Annotated in this window: 5 protein-coding genes; 3 read left to right on the top strand and 2 right to left on the bottom strand. The window is 61.0% G+C overall.

Going from position 1 to position 14,831, the window contains the following annotated elements; translation table 11 throughout:
* The 3 genes from M1D32_RS14440 to M1D32_RS14430 are packed head-to-tail and all read left to right on the top strand — an operon-like array spanning position 1 to position 9,494.
* Positions 1 to 6,207, top strand: coding sequence for a DEAD/DEAH box helicase (locus M1D32_RS14440; RefSeq protein WP_458779329.1), 6,207 nt, complete (start codon positions 1 to 3; stop codon positions 6,205 to 6,207).
* Position 6,208: 1 nt separating this feature from the next.
* The gene (locus M1D32_RS14435) at positions 6,209 to 8,467 is read left to right on the top strand and encodes a 3'-5' exonuclease (protein ID WP_458779328.1); all 2,259 of its coding nucleotides are present in this window, start codon (positions 6,209 to 6,211) and stop codon (positions 8,465 to 8,467) included.
* A 31-nt stretch (positions 8,468 to 8,498) separates the two neighbouring features.
* Positions 8,499 to 9,494: a protein NO VEIN domain-containing protein gene (locus tag M1D32_RS14430; protein WP_458779327.1), complete on the top strand. Its 996-nt coding sequence runs from the start codon at positions 8,499 to 8,501 to the stop codon at positions 9,492 to 9,494.
* A gap of 53 nt (positions 9,495 to 9,547) precedes the next feature.
* Here M1D32_RS14430 and drmB read toward each other — a convergent pair whose 3' ends face one another.
* Both drmB and M1D32_RS14420 read right to left on the bottom strand, forming a co-directional pair.
* Complete coding sequence (gene drmB, locus M1D32_RS14425) at positions 9,548 to 11,638, bottom strand: DrmB family protein (RefSeq protein ID WP_458779326.1); 2,091 nt, start codon at positions 11,636 to 11,638, stop codon at positions 9,548 to 9,550.
* Entirely contained in the window at positions 11,631 to 14,831 is a 3,201-nt protein-coding gene (locus tag M1D32_RS14420; RefSeq protein ID WP_458779325.1) for a helicase-related protein, read from the bottom strand. Before M1D32_RS14420 ends, drmB begins: the two co-directional genes overlap by 8 nt.

Raw genomic sequence — 14,831 nt, 5'->3', positions numbered from 1 at the left:
TTGCCATTCGAAACGGCCGAATCCGGTTGGCGGGACTGCCTGGAGTGGTACGAGGGGTTCGAACCCTACGGTCATCAGGCCCGGGCGTTTCAGCGGCTGAGCAGCAAGGCCGTCGACCGCAAGGGTGCCAGGGCCAATCGGCGCCCCGAGCCCACCCTTGTCACGACGGGAACGGGCTCCGGCAAGACCGAGGCCTTCCTCTATCCCATTTTGGATCACGTTCTCCGAGCAAAGCGTGATGGTGTCACGGGCATGAAAGCGCTCATCCTCTACCCAATGAACGCCCTGGCCAATGACCAGGCCAAGCGCCTAGCCGAGATACTGACCACCTACTCTGAACTCTCAGGGATCAGTGCGGGCATCTACACTGGACAACAGGACACCAGCCGCACCAAGGTCGCCAAGGACGGGCTCATCAATGACCGGCAGGTATTCCGCGAAGATCCGCCGGACATACTGCTGACCAACTACAAAATGTTGGACATGCTCCTGCTCCGCCAAGAGGACGCGCCCCTCTGGCAGAAGTCGGCGACAAGCCTGCAGTACGTCGTACTGGACGAATTTCATACGTACGATGGCGCTCAAGGCACCGACGTTGCCATGCTGCTGCGCCGGCTCGGGCTGTCAATGAAGAGCTACTGGCCGGAAGACATCACCGACCGTCCAAACGGGCTGACGGAGGACGACCGGGCCCGGCCGCTCGGCCGCGTTACTCCCGTCGCCACTTCCGCCACCCTCGGCAGCAAGGGCGACCCCGAAGCAATGCTGCGGTTCGCCGAGACTGTCTTCGGCGAAGCTTTCCCTCATGAGGCCGTTGTCACCGAGTCCAGGCTGAGCTCTGAAGACTGGTCGGCGCTCGGCTCCGGCACAGCCCGGGCGAAGGATCTGCACGCCGTTGCACTAAATATCTCCGAAACGAACTCGGCCGTAGCGGCAATGCGGGAAGCCGGCGACGCTCCGGAAAACGTGGTTGAACCCATTCTCAAAGCACTCTTCGAGCAACGGCCTACGGACCTGCTTGACGCGATGCGTACGCATCCGCTCACCGCAGCCCTCCTCAGCCACGCAACAGTCGCCGTCGAGCTCGCCAAACTCTCACAGACAATTTTCCCGGCGCATGCCCTGCCGGAGGGCGTGAATGCTTCAGACGCCGAAGAATTCCTGTCCCATGTCATCGCGCTGCTCAGCCACATCCGTGCCAAGCATGGCCGAGAAGCCCTGACTGTCGAAACCCACCTTTGGATCCGCGAAATGTCCAGGGTGGATGCCGCTGTTGACACCGTTCCACGGTTCCGTTGGTCTGATGATGGCGTTGACCAGTCGAACGACATGTTCCTGCCCGCGGTCTATTGCCGGCACTGCGGCCGGTCTGGCTGGGGCGCCGTCCTGGCACCTACAGGCCTGGACCTGGAGCTAGACGACTCCAAGATTCGCGAGGCCCGCCTGGCGAACAACCCGAGGTTCAGAACTCTTATTTCCGCCGCCGCCGAGGCGGACATCATCGAGTTCCGTCAAGACGGCGCGGAGCAGGTCCAGGGACTGCACTGGCTGCATACAGTCAACCGGGGACTTTCAAAGACTCCTCCCGCGGCGGACAGTGCAGACCTGGCCGAAGGCCGCGTCATTCCTGTGCTGATGCTTACTGGCCAGGACGCCGACGACCAGTCCAAGCGGGACGTCTGCCCGTCCTGCCTGGCCAAGGAGGGCATCGCCTTTATGGGCAGTGCCATCGCCACGATGCTCTCCGTGAGCATCTCCAACCTCTTCGGGGCTGAGGGCCTGGACGAAGGTGAGAAGAAGGCTCTGGTCTTCACCGACAGCGTGCAGGACGCGGCCCACCGGGCCGGGTACGTCCAGTCCCGCTCGCACACCATGACGCTCCGCACGGCACTGCGCCGTGCCCTGGGCGAGAACACTGCGACACTCTCAGAGGTTGTCGACGCTGCCATTGCCAATGCAAAGTCGCCCGCAGAGCGTTATCAGCTGGTGGCACCCGAATACGTGGACCGGCAGAGTTTCCGGCAGTTCTGGAACCCGAAAGCGACACCTGCGGAACAGGCGCGCGGACGCCGGTTCGCCAGGCGCCGCCTGCAGTTCGACGCCCTGCTGGAGCTCGGCCTGCAATCCCGCACCGGCCGGACGCTGGAGCTCACCGGTTCTCTCGCCGTCGAGACGGATGCAGGCAGCGCCACACGCATGCTCGCCGTCGCCCGCCGGGCGTACGACTCGGTGCAGCACCAGACGATGGTGGGGGACGCTCCGCCTACCGACCAGCAGTTGCTGCAGTGGATCCGCGGCAGCGTTGAGCGGATCCGCCTCCAAGGCGGCATCAACCACGAGTGGCTCAAGGGATACATCGCCACGGACGGCAAACGGTGGCAGATCTGGGGAGGCCGGCCCAAAGGGGAAGGCATGCCTGCTTTCCCGTCCGGGCGACCCGCGCCGGCGTTCCCGCGGATCGGCCGCGCGGACGCCTCAACCGACAACCTGGACACCGTTACGCCATCGACGTCGTGGTATTCCCGGTGGACAGCGCGCTGCCTCGGCATTGCGCCGTCGGACAGCGGTTATCTTTCCAGGGCTCTGATGACCGCGCTGGAAGAGGACGGTGTGCTGGGCAAGACCAGCACCAACTCCGGAGCTGACGTCTACTGGCTGGATCCCGCAAAGATCATGCTCTCCGTTCCAGCCGTGGACGACCTCGAGTCCGGCCGCCATGTCCTTGCCTGCAAGGTTTGCAAGGCCGTGACTCCGGGGAGCCTAACCGTCATCGACCAGCTCGACGGCGCCCCGTGCACTCTGGTCCGGTGCAGCGGCAGGCTGGAACGCCAAGCGGGCGACTCCCGGAACTTCTACCGGGACCTTTACTCGTCGCGGGAAAGCAAACGCGTGGTTGCTCGTGAGCATACGTCCCTCCTGGACGACAAAACTCGTATCACCTACGAGACCCAGTTCAAGTCGGGATCTGACAATCCGCAGGCGCCCAACGTCCTGGTGGCCACTCCCACGCTGGAGATGGGCATTGATATCGGCGACCTCTCCTGCGTCATGCTTGCCTCGCTACCCACCTCAGTCGCGTCCTACCTGCAGCGCGTCGGCCGTGCCGGCCGTCTCACCGGCAACTCGCTGGTGCTCGCTTTCGTGCGGGGCCGCGGCGAGCATCTGCCCAAGCTGCATGACCCGCTGTCTGTCATTAACGGTGAGGTCCGTCCGCCTGCAACTTACCTGGACGCAGAGGAGATTTTGGGGCGCCAGTATGCGGCCCACGTGGCGGACCGGTTCGCCCGGACCGCGGGCCGCCCGCACCCGCGTGACGCGGTCCAGGCGCTCGGAAGCGTTGCATTGGGCTCGTTCATCGGGGACCTGATCCAGGACGCCACGGCGAATGCAAAGACGTACCTGGCTGAGTTCCTGGGCCAGTTCGGCGAAAGGGTTTCCGAGGGAAGCCGTCAGCGGCTGATTGCCTGGGCCTCCGAGCACGACGACGGCGAGCCCAGCGGTCTCGCCCGCCACCTCGTCCGGGCGGCAGGGGAGTGGAAAGCCGACATCGACGAGCTGGAGGCCCGCCGCAAGGAAATCGAGAAGGCTCTCGCGGAACTGGAGGCTGCCGCCAAAGAAGCAGAGCGGTTGGACGACAAGTCGTCTGATGCAGTTCAGGCCCTCCGCACTGCTAAAGCGACGCTCCGCATGATCGGCGACCAGCTCAAACAGCTCCGCGGCGACTATTGGATTTCCGTGCTGGAAGCGTACGGCGTCCTGCCCAACTACACCTTGCTGGACGATTCCGTGAGCCTGGACGTGGGGCTGTCGTGGAAGGATGCCGACACGCAGGAGTTCGTCACTGACACCGTGACGTACAACCGCGGCGCCTCCATAGCGCTTAGCGAGTTCGCTCCGGGTGCGACGTTTTACGCCCAGGGCATGGAGATCCTGATTGATGCCGTGGATCTCGGGCCGCAGCAGAGCCACGTTCAGAAATGGCAGGTGTGCCCACAGTGCGGCTGGATCAAGACAGACGTGGGCACCAGCGCCCCGGTCATCAGCTGCGTCAGGTGTACGACGGCGGCAATCGCCGACATGGGTCAGATCTTCGACGTCGTGGTCATGAAAAAGGTCTCCGCTGAAGTCCGTCGGGACGAGGCTGCCATCAATGACCGCCGCGATAACCGCGTCCGTGAACGATTTACGATCGCAGCCGCAGCTGATATTGACCAGCAGCACCTGCAAAAGCGCTGGTTCGTGGAAGGGTATGAGTTCGGAGCGGAGTACTTCAACCGGGTGGACATCCGGTGGATCAACACAGGACGGACCGCGTCCAACGGCGGGGTACGGACGATTGCCGGCGACGACGTCCGCACACCGATGTTCCGGCTGTGTTCCTACTGCGGCCAGCTGGACCAGTCAGCTAAAGAGAACCGGCCGAACGAGCACCGGTTCTGGTGCAAATTCAGGAAGGAAACCCAGGAGAGCATCAAGGAAGTAGTCCTGGCGCGCGAGCTCAATACCCAGGGTGTTGTGCTGCACCTTCCACTGGACGTGACGTATGGCGACGATTTCTCGGTGCCGAGTCTTCAGGCCGCGCTGCTCATGGGTCTCCAGAAAGTCCTGGGCGGTGCACCTGACCACCTCGGGGTGCTGAAGATTAACGATCCCGCGCATGGCGGTGGCCGCATCGCCCTCATGCTCCACGACAAGGTGCCCGGAGGCACGGGATACCTGGCAGAGTTCGCTGATTCAAAGCGGGTCTGGGAAATGCTCCACGCAGCGTGGGAGACGGTTCGCGACTGCAGCTGCCGGTTCGAGGAACGCCTTGCCTGCCACCACTGCCTCCTGCCGCACGCCGAGCCATGGCAGGTTGATAAGGTGGCGCGGGCAAGTGCCGAGCGGCTGCTTGGTCTCCTGCTGCGCTCCGGGCAGAAGGCCGCCGACGGTGAGGCCCCGCCGTCGTACTCGGACTGGACCGTAACCAAAGAAGCGCCCAGCGTCGAAAGTTCCATCGAATCGCTGCTGGAAAAGCGGTTCCGGAAAGCCTGGATGGATCGGCTCAAAGCAGTGGGCGCGCACACTAAGGTCACCCCCGGTGCACTCGCCGACACTATTACCTTCCGCATCCCCGGTCAGAACTTCCAGTGGCAGCTTCTGCCGCAGGTTGATGTTGCCGGCACACGGCCGGACTTCCTGCTGAAAGGGCCGCCGGATCCGAACTTTCCGGTGTTGGCGATTTACACCGACGGTTTCGCATTCCACGCGTCGCCGGAGCATAACCGGATCGCGGACGACGCCGAGAAGCGCGACAAGCTTCGGCACACCTCGGAGCTGTCTTCGGCTGTGGTTCCTTGGGCCGTCACATGGGAGGACGTGACTGCGTTTGAGGCGGGTCCGGCAGCGCCGGTTGCGCTGCCGTCCTGGGCAAATGCCAAGTTGAACGCACAGCTGATGGCCAAGTTTCCTGTGGACGCGTCCATCATGGGTGTGCTGGGGCGGGATGCCATGAGCATGCTCTGGCAGTGGGTCAACAAGCCGGATCCTGAAGCCTGGACCAAGTTCTCGGAATTGGTGCCGCTGATGCTCATGCAGGAGAAGCCACAGCCTTCGGACGCGGACGCTGTTTACGGGCACGCTGTGGCCTTGGCCCGTGGAGAAGAGCCACCGCTGCCCACCGGCAGTGTGACCGCCTGGACGTGCAGATCCGGCAGCGTCGGCTTTGCTGCCGCGGGCTCGCCTAACAGCCTGTCCACGATCGCCGTCGGCCTATGCCTTGATGATCGGCAGGATGCACTGGCTGCGTCTTCGCACGAAGCCTCTTGGCGTCTTTGGCTGCAGCTCTCGAACCTCCTGGCATTCAAACCCATAGGTTTGACCATCGGATCCGTAGCTTCCGACGTGAGCGCCGGCGGCTCGGTTGCTGCAGAAGTCGCGCGCCAGGAAATGGCGGATGAGGTCGGACCCGCGTGGAAGCCACTGTTGGATCAGGCAACTGAATTCGAAAAGACACTGCTGTTGCAGCTTGCCACTGCAGGTCTGGATATTTTGCCGGAGCTCGGATATGAGGTGGACGGCGTGCCAGTTTCAATCGCCTGGCCGGACCATCGCCTTGCCGTTGTATTCGACGGTGATGAACGTGAAGGGTTGGAAGCCTCGGGATGGACCACGGTGGGAATTGACGTTGATGAAATACGCGAACTGCTGAAGGCAAAGGGGGCTTGACGTGGCACTGGTGACATGGATCAAGCAGAAGGACAAGATCGACGGCGCAATGAAGGCCAAGGTCTACTCCTTCTTTGAAAAGTTGCAGAGAGATGACACTGCACCGGGCCTCCACATCGAACCGATGCATACGCCTGCCGACCCCCGCGTCCGCACGGGCCGTATCGATTTGAACTACCGCGCCGTGCTGTTCAAAGTTGCTTTCGAGAACATCCCGCATTACTTCTACTACGGTGCATGGCCCCACGACCAGGCAATCGACATCGCCCGGTCTAGCGTGCTGCAGGTGAACTCTGTCAACGGTGTCCTCGAGGTGGTGCGGGCGTCAACTCCGGCTGCCGTGCCGCCGTCAGACACTGAGGCCGAGGAGCCAGTCGAGGTGATCGAGCCGGAGGCTCCCGAGGAGGAGGTAGAGCCCGAATCACCACAGCTCTGGACGAACCCGCTCTCAACGTGCGGGATGGATCAGGGCGAGTTGGTGGCAAACCTTGGTCTCGCTGCCGATCTCGTGAGCAGGGCCTTCGCTGCTTCATCTGATGAGGAGCTTCTGGATGTACTGGGTGATGCCCCGGAGTGGCAGGCCACAGCGTTGCTGGAGCTTGCCGCTGGGACATCCGTTTCAGAGGTGCGGGACAAACTGGCCCTGAGCCGCTATGTCGACGACCCGGAGGAGTCCGAAGAGGACAAGATCAAGCGGGCGCTGGAGCATCCGGCAACCAAGATGCAGTTCACCTTTGTCGGGGACAACTCAGAGGAGCTGAAGAAGGTCATCGAAGGCGGCGACTTCGACTCCTGGCGTACCTTCCTCCACCCCGAACAGCGTATCTACGCTGAACGGCGCTACAGCGGATCCTTCAGGCTCTCGGGCGGCGCCGGCACAGGCAAAACTGTTGTGCTGCTGCACCGGGCACGGGCGCTTGCTCTCGCCGAGCCTTCTTCTCGCATAGTGCTGACAACGTATACCACCACCCTTGCTGAGTCGATTGAGAGCGGACTGGCAAAGCTCGACGCCGCGCTTCCTCGTGCGTCCAGGCCTGGTGAATCGGGAATCCATGTCGCCGGTGTGGATTCGCTTGTCAATAAGGTCTTCCGCGCCGCTTCCGAAGTGGAACAGCGGCAGTCGATGAAGGATCTGTTTGGCCTTGAGGCTGCAGCTCCGGGCAAGATACTAGAGGCCGATCGAGCGCGCCAACAATGGGAATCCGCGCTTAGCGACGTGGAACACGAACTCGAGTCTGAGCTCGCCAACCCCACATTCCTACAGCAGGAATACGAGACCGTCGTGCTGCCAAACTTCATTACGGGTAAAGACGAGTATCTCAAGGTTCCCCGCGCGGGGCGCGGCACGGCACTCAACCGCGCCAAGAGGCTGGCCGTGTGGAAGGTCATCGAGGGCTACAGGTACTACAACCGGATCGACATGCATGCCTCCTTTGTTGAGATGGCACACCTCGCAGCGTTGGTGCTCCGGCACCGTAGTGCGAATGGCATGATGCGGATGGCGGACCACGTGCTCATCGATGAGGCCCAGGACCTGCACGCCGGTCACTGGCTCTTCCTCCGGGAACTGGTTCAGCAACGTTCGGACGACTTGTTCATTGCAGAAGACTCACACCAGCGCATCTACGGACAAAAGGTGCCGCTGTCCCGGTTTGGAATCAGCATTGTCGGCAGGTCTCGGCGGCTGACGCTCAACTACCGCACCACACAGCAGAACCTGGCGTACGCCGTCGGACTGCTGAAAGGTATTCCGGTCACGGACATCGAGGGCGCCGATGAATCCGTCAACGGATATACCTCTTCCCGGGTGGGACCGAAGCCGCAGGAGCACGCGGCAACGTCTTATGTGGAGGAGCTGGACAACCTCGCCCAGACGTTGCGGGTATGGCAGGAGGAAGGCGTGCCGCTTGAAACAGTCGGCATCCTGGTTCGCGCGAACTTCCAGATCGGCAAGGTGATCAGTGGACTCAACGAACGGGGAATTGAGTCCCGTATCGCAGGATCCTCGGCCGCTTCCAGCGTGCCGTCTGTGATGACCATGCACCGGTCAAAGGGAATGGAATTCACCCGAGTTGTTCTGTTCGGTATGTCGGATCAGTCGATGCCGGCCGCGTACCAGCTGCAGAATCTGGCTCCCGCCGAACAAGCGGATGCGCTTCTGCGGGAGCGTTCGCTCCTCTACGTGGCTGCTACGAGGGCGCGGGACGGGCTTGTTGTGTCATGGAGCGGCAAACCGTCAGAGCTGCTTGGTACAAAGTAGTTTCGATACATCAACGGTGATTGGGGGAGAAATGGTGGCAGGAACGGCGGCGAAGAAGTCCCGATGGTGGGACGGGGACGCCAAGCAGCGGTACTGGATGGAACTGGTCAATGTGGACACGTGGGGGAGTGAACTCATTGCACCCGATACACCACGTTATGACTTGATGCGGGATGTTCGCGTTGGAGATGTTGTTCTCCATTGGGTGGGCAAGAACAACCCGATGCGCTTCAAATCCGGTATGTACGGCGCGTCGATCGTAGCGGGGGAGCTTCAGCCCCGCGCGGGCGATTGGTATGGAAAACCTGCAAACACGATTCCCCTGACGGATTACACGCCCCTGCCTCGCCCCTATCTGCTGACTGATCTCCGTGCAGATCATCAGTCCGACATTCTTGGCATCAAAAGCGAACTTGAACGTGATTACTCCGGGCGCGGCAAATTCACCATCTATTTCCCATTTCAGGAGCACCCGACAAGCGGGCTGAAGCCCAACCAGGGGTATCTGTTCAAGCTTCCGGCGGAGGTCATCCACGCCGCGCCGGACCTACTGCCGGACAGCGATTGGGGTGGCTTTGACCGGCCTCTCGTTGCACCTCCTGTGAGTGGGCAAAACGGTGTGCGCCAGCGGTACGCTGGCTTCTGCGCGGATCCGGTCCTTAAGAAAGCCATCGAGGTGCAGGCCGTGCGGCAGGCGATCATTCATTACGAAGCTGCGGGTTACGCCGTCGAGGATGTCGGAGCCTTTCGGTCCTACGACCTCGAAGCAGTGCGCGGGGACGAAGTTCGTCGCGTCGAAGTGAAGGGCTCTCAAGGTCACGTTGAGAAGGTCATCCTCACCCGCAATGAGGTGACAAATGCCAACGAGTTCGCCCAAACAGACTTAGTTGTGGTTGCGGAGATTCAATGGGAGCGCGATCTGGATGGCAAGATCACTACCGCAGACGGGCTGATGAATGTGTATTCGGACTGGAAGCCATCACCTGAAAATCTTGTGCCCTTGAGCTACGAGTACTTCCTGGATTAGAACCCCTTGCGAGGTGGGTGGGGGTCGGACTCCCGACCCCCACCCATCTGGCCCTAGTAAACCTTGTCCGCCAGCTTGTCCGCGAGATCAGAAGGCGCAAAGTCCTTCGTGTGATATGTGGTCCACTCCTGCTCCGCAAGCCAGTCGTCCCGTTCGTCGTCGCGATCCACGAGTACTGCCACTCGAGAGGAAGGCCACAATAGATCTACCTGCCACTGGTTGTCTGGGCCGATGTCGGCCCCCCAGTCTCCGAGCTCTACCTCGACTTCTACAAGTTCGGGGATCAGTTCCTTCAAGTCGGGACCGGATTCGGCAAAGACGGTCAGCCAGGCGCTCTGTCGAATGCTCTCCGGAATGCCCTGCTCTTCGGCGTCTGCCGATTTCCCTGTAGCCACTGCGCCAAGAGTCCCTAGTGGATTCAACTTTGCCCATTCAAGAAAACCGAGCCCAATCTGCCCGTGCACGCCGAACAGACTGCCCCGGTCCAGATTGGAATTGAACAGCTCGCAGCTGGTTTCCGGGACGAGGACGCAGCAATGGCAGGCTGCGAGGTTTCGCGCATCCGTTCCCGAACCTCGCGACTCGATGCAGACAGGGTCGGCCGAGCACCACGATGTACGGAACAAGCCTTCATCCAGGGCAGGACCAAGCCGCTTCGGGCTCGCTTGCGCTGCGATGCCGCCCAGGCTGCCAGCCGAGTCCGATGATGCCGTGTAAAGAAGCACTCCGACCTGATCCTGACCCACATAGAGACGTTCCCGGATCGAAGATGCCGGGTAGCCTGCGTCGAGAGAAAGCTGGTCGATGATGATGTGGGACAGTGTGTGGACCAGAGTCTCCACAATGCTCACAGGGGCGGGGTCCAGCCCCCGTTGCTTCGCTGCACGCTTGGCGTTGATCCACAAGGTATTTTCCCGGCCTGCGGCGAAGTCAGTTTTTGCCCACGCTTCAACTTGTGACCTGTCCAGGGCTACGAAGAGTCCCTCGCCGAGCGTCTCGATTGCGGGCAGCCAGTTCTGCCGGTCGTCGTCAGGGGAGAGCGGTGACAGCTTTGCGTCCGGCTTGTCCTCGCCTCTCGGTTGCAGGCGGCTGAACCCGTAGAGTGCCCGGACTTCCCTTAGCCGGGTGATTTTTCGTCCGGCCTTGATCCAATGCTGGTGGGCGGTCGGTACGGCTACTTTCTCAGCGACAAAGTCCGTGTCCGGGCTGTCCTTCCGGCCGTTCATCAGCGCAAGGAACTCTTGCTCACGAAGCTGGTCTTCCGAGAGCTCTGTCTCTTCACTGCCGTGGAACTGGCGTCTAATTTCCGCCCGCAGCTCGTCGACAGAGAAGCGCCCATCAAACTCCTGAACAACGCCCTCCAAAACCCACGCGGACGTCGGTTCAAGTGCCTGTGGTTGGCTGAGCTGTGAAGCCTTCGACGTCACGACCTTCGCCAGGAACTCCGAGTACGGCGGAATCGAGATTGCAGATCTGACTACTGGAAACCAGACGTTAGATGCACCACGCTGCACCGTCTTTGGAGGCTTACCGCATTCACGCTCCCGGTATCCCCAGCCGAGCCACGGCCGGTTTCCCTGGCATTTCATCTCCTTCAAGGCGATGGAGTTGAAGGCGTCGGCCATTGTCCGGGATTTTCCGCATGAACACCGGACCACCATGTCGGCCAGGGATGATGTCCGGCCTTCCGAGGCAAGCGAAAGCAAGTGGTTGGCATCCTCTGTCGGGGTGAAGCCATGAACCCAATAGGAATAGGGAAAGTCATCGATATGTCCGTCCTCGCATGCGACGACGAATCGCGATGGAGTCAGTGGTGCAAGCGACTTACATAGGCCGCACTTGGGATCCTCGTAGGACGCCTGTAACTGCTGGACCCTCCCGATGCGGTTGCAATTCGGACAAACAAGCATCTGCGGGAAACGAACTACCGGGATCTTCCCCCGGGCTCCTGCAGGGGGCAGCAGGAGCTCAGATACTTTCAAGCTTCTGGCCAGACGTGGCTCACTGACTGGCTTCAGATGCTTCCGGTCCCACTGATCAATGCTGGTGATCATGAAGCTGTTGTTTTCGGCAGGGAACAGGCTGCCGACTCCGAACGTGGAGATCAACTGACTGCGCCGGGCCGCATAGGTCTTTTTAGCCAAGGGTGGCATCCTTCCTCATAGGGGCCGGCCGGAGGGCGGTTTCTGCGTCAACGTCACGCATGCTGCGGGGCGTAGGCCACGGAACGGTGCTTGTGCTGTAGACGAAATCCGGATCTTCAAGGGCTTTGCTGGAATCGATGAGCAGCGAACGGGGTGAATTGCGCTTGCCTTCATATGGCAAATCAGCGTCCGCGAGGGCTGCTTTCCGCCATATATTGAGAAGTCGCTCTAGTTCCTCGCCTGTGGCTACTGATTCCTCCGGGTCAACAGACGCCACACGGTTGGCTATCCAGGTCATAACTTCGTCTACTGCGGGGGATTCGTCTCGGACATGCCCCGCTGTGCCACGCAGCTCGGGGACAAGCATCCTCAGTGCAGAGACCAGCGTTGCATGAAGCCCGCGGTCCCGCGACCGGGCAGCGAATGGCGTGGCACTGGTTGCTTCAACGGCCCGATACAGAGCTCCATGGAAGTCGTTAAAGGATTCGTAGTGTGAGCGGTCCCGTGTGCGCGCTGCGTTGAAGATGGTTACCACCAACCCCGGGTGCTGTCGCCCGACGCGGCTCGTGGCCTGAATGTACTCAGCGCTTGACTGAGGCTGTCCCATGACTGCCATCAGACCCAGACGATCGACGTCCAAGCCAACTGAGATCATGTTCGTGGCCAATACGACGTCTTCAGGTACCTGGCTACTCATCAAGCTCTTCTCCAAGGACTTGAGTGCCTCTGGAATTCTGTGGTTTTCCACGCGGCTTGTCAGCTCACTCAGTTGAATTCCACGCCCCTCCAGCCTGCCGTCGCGTTTCGCCAGTAGATTAAGGCGGGCCCGGACGTCGTCGTATACCTGAAGGTAAGCCGAGCCAAGAACACGGAGACTGTTGAAGTACCCGATGAGCGTCCAGTAGGGGTCACGGTCTTCGGCCGTTGCCCCCTCAATAATGTTGGCCGAGTGCAACAACGAGGCGTAGGTGCGGACCATCAGCGTCGCATGACTGGTGCCGGACGCGAGCACTCCAACGTATTGGCGAGTCCCGAATTGGTCGGAGGGGGCCTTCTGGGCAAAGAAGGAATCGTCAGGATCAAGTCCCGGGGGCGGGAATAGGCTGGATTGGCGGTTGAAGACGGACCGAATCTGGTCCTCAGCCCTTCGAATCGTAGCCGTGGAGGCAACGATCTTTGGCTTTCTGGCTTCTGAACCCCCTTCACGCCCGATGCCGCTGGCGGCCAGGTCAACAGCAGTTTCAAATAAGCCCACCGTGGAACCCAGGGGGCCGGAAATAAGGTGTAGCTCATCCTGGATGATCAGGTCCGGGCCGAGATCAGTGGGGGAGAGGCGTCCAAAAAGGGTTGCAATTTCGCCCCGCCAGGACATGCCGGCGAACTTGTCGACAGTGCCGATCACGAGCTCCGGGCGCTCCCTATAGACATCCGTGTCGACTATATGAACTGGAAGGCCGCCAGCGAAGTCGCATGAGCGATTGGAGCACGTCACAGTCATGCGATCTGTCGGTACCTTGGTGATCCGGTAGTCGTCGACTGAGAGTCGGGTGCCACACCAAGGGCATGCTTCTATCTGTTTTGGATTGCCCTCGATGACTTCCTGGTTGCTCCTGAGCTTCCCGAGGTTCGTCCGTGCCGTCGCAAGGTCGTTCGGTGTCGCGCCTCCGCCAACCCAGAGGCCGATGCTGAATGGTGCTTCACCTATGCGGCTCTCGTTGTCCAGCCGCACGGATTCAAGAGAGCAAATGAGCATAGCAGCGCGCTCGAACTGCTGGATGGTCAGAAGCCGCAGCGTGTAGCGCATAATCACGGCAACGCCGCGAACGTTGCTGTCCCGAAGCCGTCGAAGTAGTAGAAGGTATGCGATAAGCCCGAGATACGCTTCGGTTTTTCCACCACCGGTGGGAAACCAAAGGAGATCGGCTATGTCCCTTTCCTCGTGTTGGTCGTCCGTTAGCGACGGCAGATTGATGAGGATAAAAGCGATCTGGAACGGGCGCCAACCCTGCTCGCCAAGTGTGAAATCGCCCTTGGCTCCTTTTCGTACCCAGTCCTGGCGGGAACGCTGCATGTGCATTGCTTTGTTCGCCAGCTGAAATGCCTCGAAGGCCTTGGTATCCTCAGCAAGCAATTTGATTCCAGCCTTGATGCGACTGTGGGCGAGCCCCGCCTGCTTCATGTGTTCGTCCGCGACCTCACGTAGGTGGGGTGGCACGTACGCAGGCCCGTCCTGTGTTGCGGATGCAGTGGATGCCGCAATCCAGGACGAGTAATCCTGTGCGAGGCGGTTAAGTTCGGCAACAACTTCGTTGCGAGAGGCTGTTGCCATGAAAGGCAGCGACAGATTGGCGGCACTGCCGCCGGCCATAGATCTGTGGACGTCTTCCCGGGGGATAAACGTTGACGAGACTCGTTGGCAAAGCCGCCCGTCGACGTCGGCCTCCTGTACTTCAATAGCGCACCCGTGGCCTGCGCCGAAGACCATGTGGTTGCGGTAGAGAAGCTCCGAGGACGCCAAATCGGGGTCGGACGGGACGCTGGTGCGGAGCTTGGAACGGTCCACTAGTGCCGGGACTGGAGTGTGGACTGAAACGCCTGTTTGGAACCAGCACGCCACATCCTTGTCGGAGGTCGGGTCCGGCTTGGGCTGCGTGTTCCGGAGAACAACGGTGACAGTAACAACAGCATCTTCCGGGGGACGCACTAAGGCATACAGTTCCAATGCGCCGCCCTCAAGCAGGTGGCGCTGCGGACCAGCTGCCGCGAGATCTACCTCGATCTCGGCCATATCAGCCGCAGCTCGCTGCCAGTCATAAGTATCATGCCGTTTGCTGCCACTATCCCGGACAGTAGGTACTGGCGTATACCGCGCTGCCGTTGGCGAAACTGCCAGAGACGTTGAACGCTCCGTATCCACGGAGACGGTGACGCCCACACTGCTGGGGTAGGTCAGCCGGGCGTTCGCGACGGAGCTGTCCACGGAAGCCTCGCCGGAAGCTGCAGCAACTGATTCGGGCTCATCAGGGGCTTCAACATAGGTGTCGTCAGCTGCGGGCCAAAGCACGCCCGTCACATAGCGCTCCAGCGGACGTTCCGTTATCAACTCGTCCGGGTCCCCCGGTCCGTAAAGGTCGGTCTCGAGGCGGTCCACCATTTCACGGCGGAAGGTGTACTTGGCATCCAATATCGACAC

The sequence above is a fragment of the Arthrobacter sp. D3-16 genome, assembly GCF_054408515.1.
This window is presented reverse-complemented; position numbering and strand designations above follow the sequence as displayed.

Coding starts and splice junctions, on each gene's coding strand:
- M1D32_RS14430 (WP_458779327.1), top strand. CDS start 8,499: ATGGTGGCAGGAACGGCGGCGAAGAAGTCCCGATGGTGGGACGGGGAC.